Below are 12,070 nucleotides of genomic sequence, written 5' to 3'. Positions count from 1 at the left end.
GGGTGGGGGTGTGTCTCGGTGTTGTGGTTCTTGAATGCAGGGGGGCGGTGCCGGAACTTCGTGGTGCGCCCGGGCTCACTCCCTGCGTTATACATAATTTGTTACGCTCCCTGACCCATGCAACGCAGAACCTCTTTGGCCGCCCTCATGGGCCTGGCCGCCTTTCCGGGAGCTTTCATGACCACGTCCCTGAGCAGTGCCGCCACGGCGTCTGCGCTGCAGGCGCTCAAGCCCTCGCCCCGCATGCCCGTGCTGTTTGTGGGCCATGGCAGCCCCATGAACGCCATCGAGGACAACGCCTGGCGCCGCAGCTGGCAGGCCATGGGCGCGGAGCTGATGGCGCGCGCGGTGCAGCCGCAGCTCATCCTGTGTGTATCGGCCCATTGGCTCACGCGTGGTGGCTGGCAGCTCACCGGCATGGCCAACCCCAAAACCATCCACGACTTTGGTGGTTTTCCCCAGGCGCTGTTTGACCAGCAGTACCCCGTGCCGGGCGCACCAGCGGTGGCGCGCAGCCTGGCCAAGGAGCTGAAATCTCCTGCCACCGGCGCCGCACTGGGTGTGGATGAGGGCGAATGGGGCCTGGACCACGGCACCTGGTCGGTGCTCAAGCCCATGTTCCCCCAGGCGCGCATCCCGGTGTTGCAGCTCAGCATGGACTACAGCCGTGCACCGGCCGAGCACTATGCGCTGGGCCAGCAGCTCAAGGCCCTGCGCGAGCGGGGTGTGCTGATTGTGGGCAGCGGCAACATCGTGCACAACCTGCGCGCATCCCGCCGTGGCTCGGCCGCCAACGAAGCGTATGACTGGGCTACCGAGTTCGACGCCGTGGTGCAGGAGCAGATCAAGAAGGGCCAACTCGGTGCCCTGCAGGACTTTCAGAAACTCGGTGCTGTGGCCCAGCAGGCGCACCCCACGCACGAGCACTATCTGCCGCTGCTGTACGCCGCCGGTGTGGTGGAGTCCAGCGAGATGCCGCGTTTTTTCAACACCGGCTACCAGTCGGCGTCGATTTCGATGCGGTCGGTGCTGTGGGGGTGACGGGTTGAGCCTGTGCCGCTTTTATTGAATCGGCTTGAATCAACTTGAACCGTTCACGCTGAGCCTGTCGAAGCGCCGCGCAGGGCTTCGACAGGCTCAGCCCGAACGGATTTTTCAAGTTCAAAGATGCCGACTCAGTAGCTTCAATTTTGCTTCTATTTGCTCTTTTTTTGATAGCTAGAAAGACTTATCTATCTGGCGGAAGTAGCCCAAAAAGTTAGAAATTCTCAGGCTGGCCTGCTGTGGCGGGCTGCGTCGTCTGCCGCAGGCAGCCTGCCACCAGCCACGCATCGTGCAGGCCCAGAAACGGCAAACGCTCCAGAAGGGCCGCGTTGTGCGGGTTCTGGAGCGTTTCGCTCACAAAGCGGCGCGCGAGCGCCGCCTTCTCATCGTGCTCAGACGACCTTTGCAATGGCTTGGCAGACGTAGTCGATGTTCTTGCTGTTCAGGGCTGCCACGCACATGCGGCCAGTGTCGGTGCCGTACACGCCGAACTCATTGCGCAGGCGCACCATCTGGTCCTTGGTCAGGCCCGAGTAGCTGAACATGCCGATCTGGGTGGTGATGAAGGACATGTCCTGCTTCACGCCCGCAGCCTTGAGGCCGTCCACCAGCTTCTGGCGCATGGCCTTGATGCGCACGCGCATTTCGGCCAGTTCTTGTTCCCACATGGCGCGCAGCTCGGGGTTGTTCAGCACAGCGGCCACCACCGCGCCACCGTGGATGGGGGGGTTGGAGTAGTTGGTGCGGATCACGATCTTGAGCTGGCTCAGCACGCGGCCGGCTTCTTCCTTGTCGGCGCACAGCACCGACAGGCCGCCCACGCGCTCGCCGTACAGGCTGAAGCTCTTGCTGAAAGATGTGGAGACAAAGAAGTTCAGGCCTGCAGCCACAAACTTGCCGATCACAGCGCCATCTTCAGCGATGCCGTGGCCGAAGCCCTGGTAAGCCATGTCGAGGAAAGGTGTCAGGCCCTTGGCCTTGACGGCGGCAATGACCTGGTCCCACTGGGCGGCGGTGATGTCGTAGCCGGTGGGGTTGTGGCAGCAGGCGTGCAGCACAACGATGGTGCCGGGGGCTGCAGCGTTCAGGCTGGCCAGAAAGCCGTCGAAGTTGACGCCGCGCTTTTCGGCGTCGTAGTACGCGTAGGTGTCCACTTCAAATCCGGCGTTGGTGAACAGCGCGCGGTGGTTTTCCCAGCTGGGGTCGGAGATCAGCACCTTGGCGCCGGGGCTGAGTTTCTTGAGGAAGTCAGCGCCGATCTTCAGGCCGCCCGTGCCGCCCACCGCTTGCACTGTCGCCACGCGGCCCGAGGTGACGGGTTCGCTGTCCGCGCCGAACACCAAAGCCTTCACGGCGTTGTCGTACGCCACGATGCCGTCGATAGGCAGGTAGCCACGGGCCGTGGGGGTGGACATCATGGTCTTTTCTGCTGCCTGCACACATTGCAGCAGGGGCAGCTTGCCGTTGTCGTCGAAATAAACGCCGACGCCCAGGTTGACCTTGTTGGGGTTGGTGTCGGCGTTGAATTGCTCGTTGAGGCCCAGGATGGGGTCGCGGGGGGCCATTTCGACGGCGGTGAACAGAGACATGAAAATCCTTGAAAGGTTGTCAGTAGCGAAGAATCCGGGCGTGGTGTACTGTGCCGGGTTGCGCCGATTTTAACGGTCCGCCCCTCCCACTCGTTGACTGCACCCATGCCGGATATCACACAGGTCATTACGGAAACGCAAGACGGCGAATTCGTCAGCTTCCCTGACTCTCCCTTCGAACTGTTCCAGCCGTACCCCCCGGCGGGCGACCAGCCCGAGGCCATTGCCAAGCTGGTGGAGGGCCTGCACGATGGGGAAACTTTTCAGACCCTGCTGGGTGTGACGGGCTCGGGCAAGACCTTCACCATGGCCAATGTGATCGCGCGCATGGGCCGCCCAGCCATCATCTTTGCGCCCAACAAGACGCTGGCCGCACAGCTCTACAGCGAGTTCCGCGAGTTCTTCCCCAAGAACGCTGTCGAGTACTTCGTGAGCTATTACGACTACTACCAGCCCGAGGCCTATGTGCCACAACGCGACCTGTTCATCGAGAAGGACAGCGCGATCAACGAGCACATCGAGCAGATGCGGCTCTCCTGCACCAAGAGCCTGATGGAGCGCAAGGACGTGGTGATTGTGGCCACCGTCTCGGCCATCTACGGTATTGGCGAGCCCGAGAGCTATCACCGCATGGTGATGACGCTGCGTGTGGGCGACAAGCTGGGGCAGCGGGACGTGATTGCGCAACTGATCCGCATGCAGTACCAGCGCAACGAGGCGGATTTTTCGCGCGGAAAGTTCCGCGTGCGGGGCGACACGATTGACGTGTTTCCGGCCGAACACTCCGAACTGGCGATCCGCATCGAGCTGTTTGACGACGAGATCGAGAGCCTGCAGTTGTTCGACCCGCTCACGGGCCGCGTCAAGCAGAAGATTCCGCGTTTTACCGTGTACCCGAGCAGCCATTACGTGACGCCGCGCGACAAGGTGCTGGCGGCAGTCGAGACCATCAAGCTGGAGCTGGCAGACCGCCTGAAACAGCTTCTGGCAGATGGCAAGCTGGTGGAGGCGCAACGCCTGGAGCAGCGTACCCGCTTCGATCTGGAAATGCTCAGCGAAGTAGGGCACTGCAAGGGCATCGAGAACTACACGCGCCACCTGTCGGGTGCAGCGCCCGGCGACCCGCCGAGCACGCTGACCGATTACATGCCCAAGGACGCGATCATGTTCCTGGACGAAAGCCACCAGATGATCGGCCAGCTCAACGCCATGTACAGCGGCGACCGTTCGCGCAAGACCACGCTGGTGGAGTACGGCTTTCGCCTGCCTTCGGCACTGGACAACCGGCCCCTCAAGTTTGAAGAGTTTGAACAGCGCATGCGGCAGGTGATTTTTGTCACGGCCACGCCTGCCGACTACGAAAAGCAGCATTCCGGCCAGATCGTGGACCAGGTGGTGCGCCCCACCGGCCTGGTAGACCCCGTGGTGGAGGTGCGCCCCGCCACTCACCAGGTGGACGACGTGTTGCAGGAGATCCGCATCCGGGTGGAAAAAGAGGAGCGTGTGCTCATCACCACGCTGACCAAGCGCATGGCCGAGCAGTTGACCGACTACCTCACCGACAACGGCGTGAAGGTGCGCTACCTGCACAGCGACGTGGATACCGTGGAGCGCGTGGAAATCATCCGCGACCTGCGCCTGGGGGCGTTTGATGTGCTGGTTGGCATCAACCTGCTGCGCGAGGGGCTGGACATCCCCGAGGTGTCGCTGGTGGCGATCCTGGACGCCGACAAGGAAGGCTTCCTGCGGGCCGAGCGCAGCCTGATCCAGACCATTGGCCGCGCAGCGCGCAATCTCAATGGCAAGGCCATCCTGTATGCCGACCGCATCACCGAGTCCATGAAAAAAGCCATGGGCGAGACGGAACGCCGCCGCATCAAGCAGATCGCACACAACGATGCTCACGGAATCACGCCCCGCAGCATTGTCAAGCGGGTAAGAGACCTGATTGACGGGGTTTACAGCGAAAAAGCGGGCAAGGATGCCGAGCGGCTGGAGCAGGAAGCCCTGCAGCGCGCCAAGGTGGAGGACATGTCAGAAAAGGACGTGGCACGCGAGATCAAGCGGCTGGAAAAGCTCATGCTGGAGCATGCGCGCAACCTGGAGTTCGAGCAGGCGGCCCGTGTGCGCGACCAGCTCTCACGGCTCAAAGACCAGGCTTTTGGTGCGCACGGGGGCGACTCGATGGCCTTGTGAGCGCAGGGGTGAATGAACGAAAAATACAATTGCGGTCAAATTGCGACCTGTTGGTTTTTTATCCCGACAAATTCAATAGGGATTTGTGTTATACTCACACAAAACACTCAAGAACAAAGCCCAACGATGAAGGGCTCCGCGCAGACCGCTGCGTGGAGTTAGGGGCGGAGACGGTGCCCGTGCTGACCACTAGCCAGCGCAGGCAGTTTCTTTTACGAACGAGCCTCAGCACAAGGAGCTTGCAATGCGTCTCACCACCAAAGGCCGTTTTGCGGTCACTGCCATGATTGACCTAGCACTGCGTCAGAACAACGGCCCAGTTACTTTGGCTGCGATCAGCCAGCGCCAGCAAATTTCGCTGTCCTACCTCGAACAGCTTTTTGGCAAGCTGCGTCGCCATGAACTGGTGGAATCCACCCGTGGTCCCGGCGGCGGTTACACCCTGGCTCGCAAGGCGGGTGACATCACGGTAGCCGACATCATTGTGTCCGTGGACGAGCCGATTGATGCCACGCAGTGCGGTGGCAAGGAGAACTGCATGGGCGAAGCTGGTCGCTGCATGACGCACGAGCTGTGGGCATCGCTCAACCAGCGCATGGTGGAGTTCCTCGACTCCGTGACCCTGCAAAAGCTCGTGGACGAACAACTCGCCAAGGGTGTTCAGATCGAAGACAAGCCCGTGGTGCGCCGCGCGATCTCTACAACACCCGTGGTCAAGCCCATCCGCGTGAATGCCCCCAATTCGGTGTTTGCGCTGGGCAACGTTTTCGCGAAATCCTGAAGCCTGCAGCGCCCGCGTCGGCCCTTGGGGTCGGCGCCGCCCTGAACGCGTTTTGCTGAACATCGACTTTTTCTCGTAAATCTGCCAGCCAGACACCTTTACTGAGCCAGCCATGGACATGACCCCGCACTTCCCCATCTATCTCGACTATGGCGCCACGACCCCGGTGGACCCCCGTGTGGTGGACGCCATGATCCCTTGGCTGCGTGAGCATTTTGGCAACGCCGCGTCGCGCAGCCATGCCTGGGGCTGGGAGGCTGAGGAGGCCATTGAGAAGGCGCGTGTGCAGGTGGCCGACTTGATTGGTGCCGACCCCCGCGAAATCGTCTGGACCAGCGGCGCCACCGAGTCCATCAACCTGGCCTTGAAGGGCGCTGCCCAGTTTTACAAGGGCAAGGGCAAGCACCTCATCACACTCAAGACCGAGCACAAGGCCGTGCTGGACACGATGCGCGAGCTGGAACGCCAGGGTTTTGAGGCCACCTACCTCGATGTGCAGGAAGACGGCTTGGTCAACATGGACGTGCTCAAGGCGGCGATCCGCCCTGACACCATCCTGGTGAGCATCCTGTTCGTGAACAACGAGATCGGCGTGATCCAGGACATCCCCGCCATCGGCGCGCTGTGCCGCGAAAAAGGCATCCTGCTGCACGTGGATGCCGCCCAGGCCACAGGCCGTGTCGCGATCGACATGGCCACCTTGCCCGTCGATCTGATGAGCATGACGGCCCACAAGACCTATGGCCCCAAGGGCGTGGGTGCGCTGTACGTGCGCCGCAAGCCCCGCGTGCGCCTGGAAGCTCAGATGCACGGTGGCGGCCATGAGCGTGGCATGCGCTCGGGCACCTTGCCTACGCACCAGATCGTTGGCATGGGCGAGGCTTTTCGCATCGCCAAGGAAGAAATGGCAGAGAGCAATGCCAAGGCCCATGCACTGCAGCAGCGCCTGCTCAATGGCCTCAAGGACATCGAGCAGGTGTTCATCAACGGCAGCATGGAGCGCCGTGTGCCGCAGAACCTGAACATGAGCTTCAACTACGTCGAAGGCGAATCGCTCATCATGGGCATCAAGGGTTTGGCGGTGTCCTCTGGCTCGGCTTGCACATCCGCCAGCCTGGAGCCCAGCTATGTGCTGCGCGCCCTGGGTCGCAGCGACGAGCTGGCCCACAGCAGCCTGCGCATGACCATCGGTCGTTTCACGACCGAAGAAGAGATCGACTATGCGATCTCCACCATCCGCGAGAACGTGGCCCGTCTGCGCGAATTGAGTCCTCTGTGGGAGATGTACCAGGACGGTATCGACATCAGCACCATCCAGTGGGCTGCGCACTGAATCCCTGAAGATTTTTGAAGCATTGAAGAGGTACACATCATGGCTTACTCAGAAAAAGTGGTTGACCATTACGAAAACCCCCGCAACGTGGGTTCCTTCGACAAGGGTGACGATTCGGTGGGCACCGGCATGGTGGGTGCGCCTGCCTGCGGCGACGTGATGAAGTTGCAGATCAAGGTGAACCCCGCGACCGGCGTGATCGAAGATGCGCGTTTCAAGACCTACGGCTGCGGCTCGGCCATTGCCTCGTCGTCGCTGGTGACCGAATGGGTCAAGGGCAAGACGCTGGACGAAGCGGCAGCGCTCAAGAACAGCGAAATCGCCGAAGAACTGGCCCTGCCGCCCGTGAAAGTGCATTGCTCCATCCTGGCTGAAGACGCCATCAAGGCTGCCGTGCTGGACTACAAGACCAAACACGCGGCCACTGCCGCCACCGCTGCCTGAGCAACCGAGAGCGATATGGCCATCACGCTGACAGAAGCCGCTGCACGGCACGTCAACCGCTACCTTGCCCGCCGAGGCAAGGGCCTGGGCGTGCGCCTGGGGGTCAAGACGACCGGCTGCTCGGGGCTTGCCTACAAGCTGGAGTACGTGGACGACAGCGAGCCTGAGGACGTCGTGTTTGAAAACCACGGCGTCAAGGTGCTCATCGACCCCAAGAGCCTGGCCTACATCGACGGCACCGAGCTGGACTTTGTGCGCGAGGGCCTGAATGAAGGCTTCAAGTTCAACAACCCCAACGAGCGTGACCGCTGCGGTTGTGGGGAGAGCTTCCGCGTCTGAGAAGGTGTGAACGCTCGCCAGCCCGCTGCGCTGCACCGTGAAACCGCCAACGCGCTTTGTGCTGGCGGTTTTTTCTTGCACTTTTTGCTTCGCCCCTTCTGCGCATGAACCTGCAATCTGACGACTTTGAACTGTTTGGCCTCGACCGCCGCTTTGCGCAGGAACGCAGCGCTATCGACGCGCGCTGGAAAGAGCTGCAGCGCGAAGCGCACCCCGACAAGTTTGCAGCGCAGGGCGCCGCCGCGCAGCGCGTGGCCATGCAATGGTCCGTGCGCATCAACGAGGCCTACCAGCGGCTGAAGGACCCGATGCGCCGCGCGGCCTACCTGTGCGAGCTGCACGGCGCACCCATCAACGCCGAAGACAACACGGCCATGCCGGCAGCCTTCCTCATGCAGCAGATGGAGTGGCGCGAGGCGCTGGAAGAGGCCCGTGCCGAGAGCGAACTCGATGCGCTGGATGACGGTGTCAGCCAAGCCCGCCGTGACGCGCTGGCGCATTGCGGGCAGCTTATCGACCAGCAGCAGGACTACGCGGGCGCTGCCCGCCAGGTCAGAGCCCTCATGTTCATTGCGCGATTTGCCGACGACATTGAACGTCGCCGAGAGCAACTGGGACAATAGAGCGGTTTTGCTTCCCCCCTAGGCCTCCGTTTGTGTGACGGCAGGCCCCACCACGTTGAGACCCGAAATTTCATGGCGCTTCTGCAGATTTCCGAACCCGGCCAGTCCCCCGACCCGCACCAGCGGCGCATTGCTGTAGGCATCGACCTGGGCACCACCCACTCTCTGGTGGCCGCCGTGCGCAATGGTGTGTCCGAATGCCTGCCCGACGCGCAGGGCAGGGTGCTGCTGCCTTCGGTGGTACGGTATCTGGAGAACGGCGGGCGCCAGATCGGGTACGACGCCGTGGCCGCCCAGGCCCAGGATGCGCGCAACACCATCGCCTCGGCCAAGCGCTTCATGGGCCGAGGCCTGAAAGACGTGGCGGAGGCGGGCAAGCTGCCTTACGACTTCGTTCCCGCCAGCGACGCGGGTGCAGGGGGCATGGTCAGCCTGGCAACGGTGGATGGCAACAAGTCGCCCGTTGAAGTCAGTGCCGAGATCCTGGCCACGCTGCGCTACCGGGCCGAAGACACCTTCAATGACGATCTTTATGGCGCAGTCATCACCGTGCCTGCCTACTTCGACGATGCCCAGCGCCAGGCCACCAAGGATGCTGCCAAGCTCGCGGGCATCCACCTGCTGCGCCTGATCAACGAGCCCACGGCGGCGGCCATTGCCTATGGGCTCGACAACGCCAGCGAAGGTGTCTACGCCGTGTACGACCTCGGGGGGGGCACCTTTGACATCTCCATCCTGCGCTTGACGCAGGGCGTGTTCGAAGTCATTGCCACCGGCGGCGATTCGGCCCTGGGCGGTGATGACTACGACGCCGCACTGGCCGACTGGGTGCTGCAGCAACTGGGGCTGGAAGCCGTCACCGCTGCCGACAAGTCGGCCGTGCGCATGGCGGCCCGCGCCTGCAAGGAAGCGTTGACTGCTACTGATTTAGTAGCGTTTAAGGCAATACTGTCGCGCGGGGAGGCCCATTTTGACGTCAAGAAATCAGATTTTGAAGCCGTCACCGCTGAGCTGACGGCGCGTTCCATGGCTGCCGTGCGCCGCGCGTTGCGCGACGCTCATCTCGCGCGTGACGAAGTGCAGGGCGTGGTGATGGTGGGCGGCTCCACCCGCATGCCCCAGGTGCAGCGTGCGGTGGCCGAATTTTTTGGCAAAGAGCCACTGACCAACCTGAACCCCGACGAGGTGGTGGCCTTGGGGGCCGCCATCCAAGCCAATCAGCTCGCGGGCAACAACACGGCAGGCGACCTGCTGCTGCTGGATGTGATCCCGCTATCGCTGGGCATCGAAACCATGGGGGGGCTGGTCGAGCGCATCGTGGCGCGCAACGAGACCATCCCCACGGCCAAGGCGCAGGATTTCACCACCTACAAGGACGGGCAGACCGCGTTGGCGGTCCACGTGGTGCAGGGCGAGCGTGACCTGGTGCAGGACTGCCGCAGCCTCGCGCGTTTTGAGTTGCGTGGTATTCCGCCCATGGCTGCAGGGGCCGCGCGCATCCGCGTGACTTTCACTGTCGATGCCGATGGCCTGCTGAGCGTGAGCGCCAGGGAGCAGGGCAGTGGCGTGGAGGCGCGCATCGATGTGAAGCCGTCGTATGGCCTCTCGGACGAGCAGATCGCCCGCATGCTGCAAGACGGCTTTGCCACAGCCGCGCAGGATATGAAGGCCCGCGCCGTGGTCGAAGCCCGTGTGGATGCCGACCGCATGCTGCTTGCCACCCAGAGCGCGCTCGACGCCGATGGTGATGTGTTGAGCCTGCAAGAGCGCTCTGCCATCGATGCTCTGATGGTGGCCCTGCGCCACCAGCGCGACGCTGACGATGCCGCCGTCATCGAAGCCGCCACCGACGCCTTGGCCAAGGGCACCGAAGCCTTTGCGGCACAGCGCATGAACCGGGGCATCCAGCAGGCGCTGGCCGGCAAGAACGTGCAGGCCCTCTGATTTAGCCGAACGCATCTCCCGAACAAAAACAAGACCATCCCATGCCCGTCATCAAGATCCTTCCGCACCCTGAATACTGCCCCGCAGGCACCGAAATCACGGCCCCCGCAGGCACATCGATCTGCGAGGCGCTGCTGGACAACCACATCAACATCGAGCACGCCTGCGACATGAGCTGCGCCTGCACCACCTGTCACGTGATCGTGCGCCAGGGGCTGAACTCGCTGAACGAGGCCGAGGAAGAGGAAGAAGACCTGCTTGACCGCGCCTGGGGCCTGGAGCCGCAGTCGCGCCTGTCGTGCCAGGCCATCCTGGCGCAAGCCGACGTGACCGTGGAAATACCCAAGTACACGATCAACCACGCGAAGGAAAACCACTGAAATGACACGGCAGATCGTTCTCGACACCGAAACCACCGGCTTGTCTGCCGAGGGCGGGGACCGCATCATCGAGCTGGGCTGCGTGGAGCTGCTCAACCGCAAGCTCACCGGCAACAACCTGCACCTGTACTTCAACCCGGGCCGCGACAGCCATGAAGACGCGCTGAAGGTGCACGGCATCAGCAACGAGTTCCTCAAGGACAAGCCCAAGTTTGCCGAGGTGGTGGACGACATCCTGCAGTACCTGCAAGGGGCCGAGATCATCATCCACAACGCGGCGTTTGACGTGGGCTTTTTGAACAAGGAGCTGGAACTGGTGGGTCGCCCCGCGTTTCGCACCTATGTGGAAAGCGTGACCGACACCCTGGCCATGGCCAAGGAGATGTACCCGGGCAAACGCAATTCGCTCGACGCCCTGTGCGACCGCCTTGGCGTGGACAACTCAGGCCGCACGCTGCACGGCGCTTTGCTGGATGCCGAGCTTCTGGCCGATGTCTACATCAACCTCACGCGCGGGCAGGACGCGTTGCTCATCGCCGATGATGCCCAGGAAGGTGCCGATGGCGTGAAAGTCGCCGCCATCGATTTGCGTGGCCTGGTGTTGCCGGTGCTGCGCGCCAGCGAGCAGGAGCAGGCGGCGCATGCGGAGGTGCTCACGCAGATCGACAAGGCCAGCGGAGGCAAAACAATTTGGCGAACTTCTCAACAGGCCTGAAAACCTGTGCCATAATCTAAGGCTTGTCACAGCGACACGGGTGATTAGCTCAGCGGTAGAGCACTGCCTTCACACGGCAGGGGTCACATGTTCGATCCATGTATCACCCACCACGCTTTTGACAGGCTTTCGCGCTACGGCCTTGCTTCAAGGTGGGTGCGACGGGTGATTAGCTCAGCGGTAGAGCACTGCCTTCACACGGCAGGGGTCACATGTTCGATCCATGTATCACCCACCAATACCAAACCCCTGCAGATTTCTGGTCTGCAGGGGTTTTTTCTTGTCGGCGTGCATGCGGTTCACTTGGCTGCCGCGCGTTGCCAAGCCGCTACAGTGGTGGGCTTGATGGCCTGCAGCGGCGCGTGCCCGCTGCGGTTTTCCCCACTGCTTGATGGCGCCAACCCCATGATCACTTTCCACAATCCCCTGCACACGGGGCATGCTCCTGTCCATGAATTCTTCCGGGGCGAGCGGGTGCCCTGTTTTGAAAAACCTTCGCGGGTGGACTACGTGGAAGAGGCCCTGCGCGCACGCGGTCACGGGCTGCTGGCCCCGGACGTGGACAGCAGCCCTGTGCTGGCCCAGGTCCATGCACCGCGTTACCTCGCCTTTTTGCAGACCGCCTGGCAACAATGGCTGGCGCTGGACCCTGTTGCAAATGCAACGGTTCAGCCATTTCCCT

Annotated in this window: 12 protein-coding genes, 2 tRNA genes and 1 pseudogene; 13 read left to right on the top strand and 2 right to left on the bottom strand. The window is 62.3% G+C overall.

Annotated elements, in window-relative coordinates; all coding sequences use genetic code 11:
• Window positions 1-135 precede the first annotated feature (135 nt).
• A complete protein-coding gene (ygiD, locus tag DBR12_RS12855) occupies window positions 136-1,041 on the top strand; it encodes a 4,5-DOPA dioxygenase extradiol (protein ID WP_108617604.1) in 906 nt (301 codons plus the stop codon).
• A 217-nt stretch (window positions 1,042-1,258) separates the two neighbouring features.
• Here ygiD and DBR12_RS12850 read toward each other — a convergent pair whose 3' ends face one another.
• Window positions 1,259-1,402, bottom strand: coding sequence for a hypothetical protein (locus tag DBR12_RS12850; protein ID WP_199226683.1), 144 nt, complete (start codon window positions 1,400-1,402; stop codon window positions 1,259-1,261).
• A 34-nt stretch (window positions 1,403-1,436) separates the two neighbouring features.
• Window positions 1,437-2,633 (bottom strand): amino acid aminotransferase, encoded by a 1,197-nt coding sequence (locus tag DBR12_RS12845; protein ID WP_108617602.1) that lies wholly within the window; start codon window positions 2,631-2,633, stop codon window positions 1,437-1,439.
• Between the two features lie 105 nt (window positions 2,634-2,738).
• Between DBR12_RS12845 and uvrB the strand changes: the two genes are divergently transcribed.
• From uvrB to DBR12_RS22845, 12 genes and pseudogenes are all read left to right on the top strand, one after another.
• Window positions 2,739-4,829 carry an excinuclease ABC subunit UvrB gene (gene uvrB, locus DBR12_RS12840; RefSeq protein WP_108617601.1) on the top strand — a complete coding sequence of 697 codons (2,091 nt, stop codon included), beginning with the start codon at window positions 2,739-2,741 and terminating at the stop codon, window positions 4,827-4,829.
• Window positions 4,830-5,073: 244 nt separating this feature from the next.
• Window positions 5,074-5,610 (top strand): Fe-S cluster assembly transcriptional regulator IscR, encoded by a 537-nt coding sequence (gene iscR / locus DBR12_RS12835; RefSeq protein ID WP_108617600.1) that lies wholly within the window; start codon window positions 5,074-5,076, stop codon window positions 5,608-5,610.
• A gap of 112 nt (window positions 5,611-5,722) precedes the next feature.
• The gene (locus DBR12_RS12830) at window positions 5,723-6,943 is read left to right on the top strand and encodes an IscS subfamily cysteine desulfurase (RefSeq protein ID WP_108617599.1); all 1,221 of its coding nucleotides are present in this window, start codon (window positions 5,723-5,725) and stop codon (window positions 6,941-6,943) included.
• A 39-nt stretch (window positions 6,944-6,982) separates the two neighbouring features.
• Window positions 6,983-7,387 (top strand): Fe-S cluster assembly scaffold IscU, encoded by a 405-nt coding sequence (gene iscU, locus DBR12_RS12825; RefSeq protein WP_063459050.1) that lies wholly within the window; start codon window positions 6,983-6,985, stop codon window positions 7,385-7,387.
• A gap of 15 nt (window positions 7,388-7,402) precedes the next feature.
• Window positions 7,403-7,726 carry an iron-sulfur cluster assembly protein IscA gene (gene iscA / locus DBR12_RS12820; protein ID WP_108617598.1) on the top strand — a complete coding sequence of 108 codons (324 nt, stop codon included), beginning with the start codon at window positions 7,403-7,405 and terminating at the stop codon, window positions 7,724-7,726.
• A gap of 104 nt (window positions 7,727-7,830) precedes the next feature.
• Window positions 7,831-8,349, top strand: coding sequence for a Fe-S protein assembly co-chaperone HscB (gene hscB / locus DBR12_RS12815; protein WP_108617597.1), 519 nt, complete (start codon window positions 7,831-7,833; stop codon window positions 8,347-8,349).
• 72 nt (window positions 8,350-8,421) lie between these two features.
• On the top strand, window positions 8,422-10,293 hold the full coding sequence (gene hscA / locus DBR12_RS12810) for a Fe-S protein assembly chaperone HscA (RefSeq protein ID WP_108617596.1): 1,872 nt from the start codon (window positions 8,422-8,424) through the stop codon (window positions 10,291-10,293).
• A 41-nt stretch (window positions 10,294-10,334) separates the two neighbouring features.
• The gene (gene fdx / locus DBR12_RS12805; protein ID WP_108617595.1) at window positions 10,335-10,673 is read left to right on the top strand and encodes an ISC system 2Fe-2S type ferredoxin; all 339 of its coding nucleotides are present in this window, start codon (window positions 10,335-10,337) and stop codon (window positions 10,671-10,673) included.
• A gap of 1 nt (window position 10,674) precedes the next feature.
• On the top strand, window positions 10,675-11,388 hold the full coding sequence (gene dnaQ, locus DBR12_RS12800) for a DNA polymerase III subunit epsilon (protein WP_108617594.1): 714 nt from the start codon (window positions 10,675-10,677) through the stop codon (window positions 11,386-11,388).
• A gap of 38 nt (window positions 11,389-11,426) precedes the next feature.
• Window positions 11,427-11,501, top strand: a tRNA-Val gene (locus tag DBR12_RS12795).
• Between the two features lie 50 nt (window positions 11,502-11,551).
• Window positions 11,552-11,626: transfer RNA gene (locus DBR12_RS12790), tRNA-Val, on the top strand.
• Window positions 11,627-11,793: 167 nt separating this feature from the next.
• Window positions 11,794-12,070 (top strand): annotated as a pseudogene (locus DBR12_RS22845) (histone deacetylase family protein); the annotation flags it as partial.

The sequence above is a fragment of the Acidovorax sp. HMWF029 genome (assembly GCF_003060895.1).
Classification (GTDB): domain Bacteria; phylum Pseudomonadota; class Gammaproteobacteria; order Burkholderiales; family Burkholderiaceae_C; genus Acidovorax.
This window is presented reverse-complemented; position numbering and strand designations above follow the sequence as displayed.

Bases quoted from the DNA above. Each gene is read 5' to 3' on its own strand.
- hscA (WP_108617596.1), top strand. From the start codon at position 8,422: ATGGCGCTTCTGCAGATTTCCGAACCCGGCCAGTCCCCCGACCCGCAC.
- fdx (WP_108617595.1), top strand. From the start codon at position 10,335: ATGCCCGTCATCAAGATCCTTCCGCACCCTGAATACTGCCCCGCAGGC.
- iscR (WP_108617600.1), top strand. From the start codon at position 5,074: ATGCGTCTCACCACCAAAGGCCGTTTTGCGGTCACTGCCATGATTGAC.
- dnaQ (WP_108617594.1), top strand. From the start codon at position 10,675: ATGACACGGCAGATCGTTCTCGACACCGAAACCACCGGCTTGTCTGCC.
- iscA (WP_108617598.1), top strand. From the start codon at position 7,403: ATGGCCATCACGCTGACAGAAGCCGCTGCACGGCACGTCAACCGCTAC.
- DBR12_RS12845 (WP_108617602.1), bottom strand. From the start codon at position 2,633: ATGTCTCTGTTCACCGCCGTCGAAATGGCCCCCCGCGACCCCATCCTG.
- uvrB (WP_108617601.1), top strand. From the start codon at position 2,739: ATGCCGGATATCACACAGGTCATTACGGAAACGCAAGACGGCGAATTC.
- hscB (WP_108617597.1), top strand. From the start codon at position 7,831: ATGAACCTGCAATCTGACGACTTTGAACTGTTTGGCCTCGACCGCCGC.
- iscU (WP_063459050.1), top strand. From the start codon at position 6,983: ATGGCTTACTCAGAAAAAGTGGTTGACCATTACGAAAACCCCCGCAAC.
- DBR12_RS12830 (WP_108617599.1), top strand. From the start codon at position 5,723: ATGGACATGACCCCGCACTTCCCCATCTATCTCGACTATGGCGCCACG.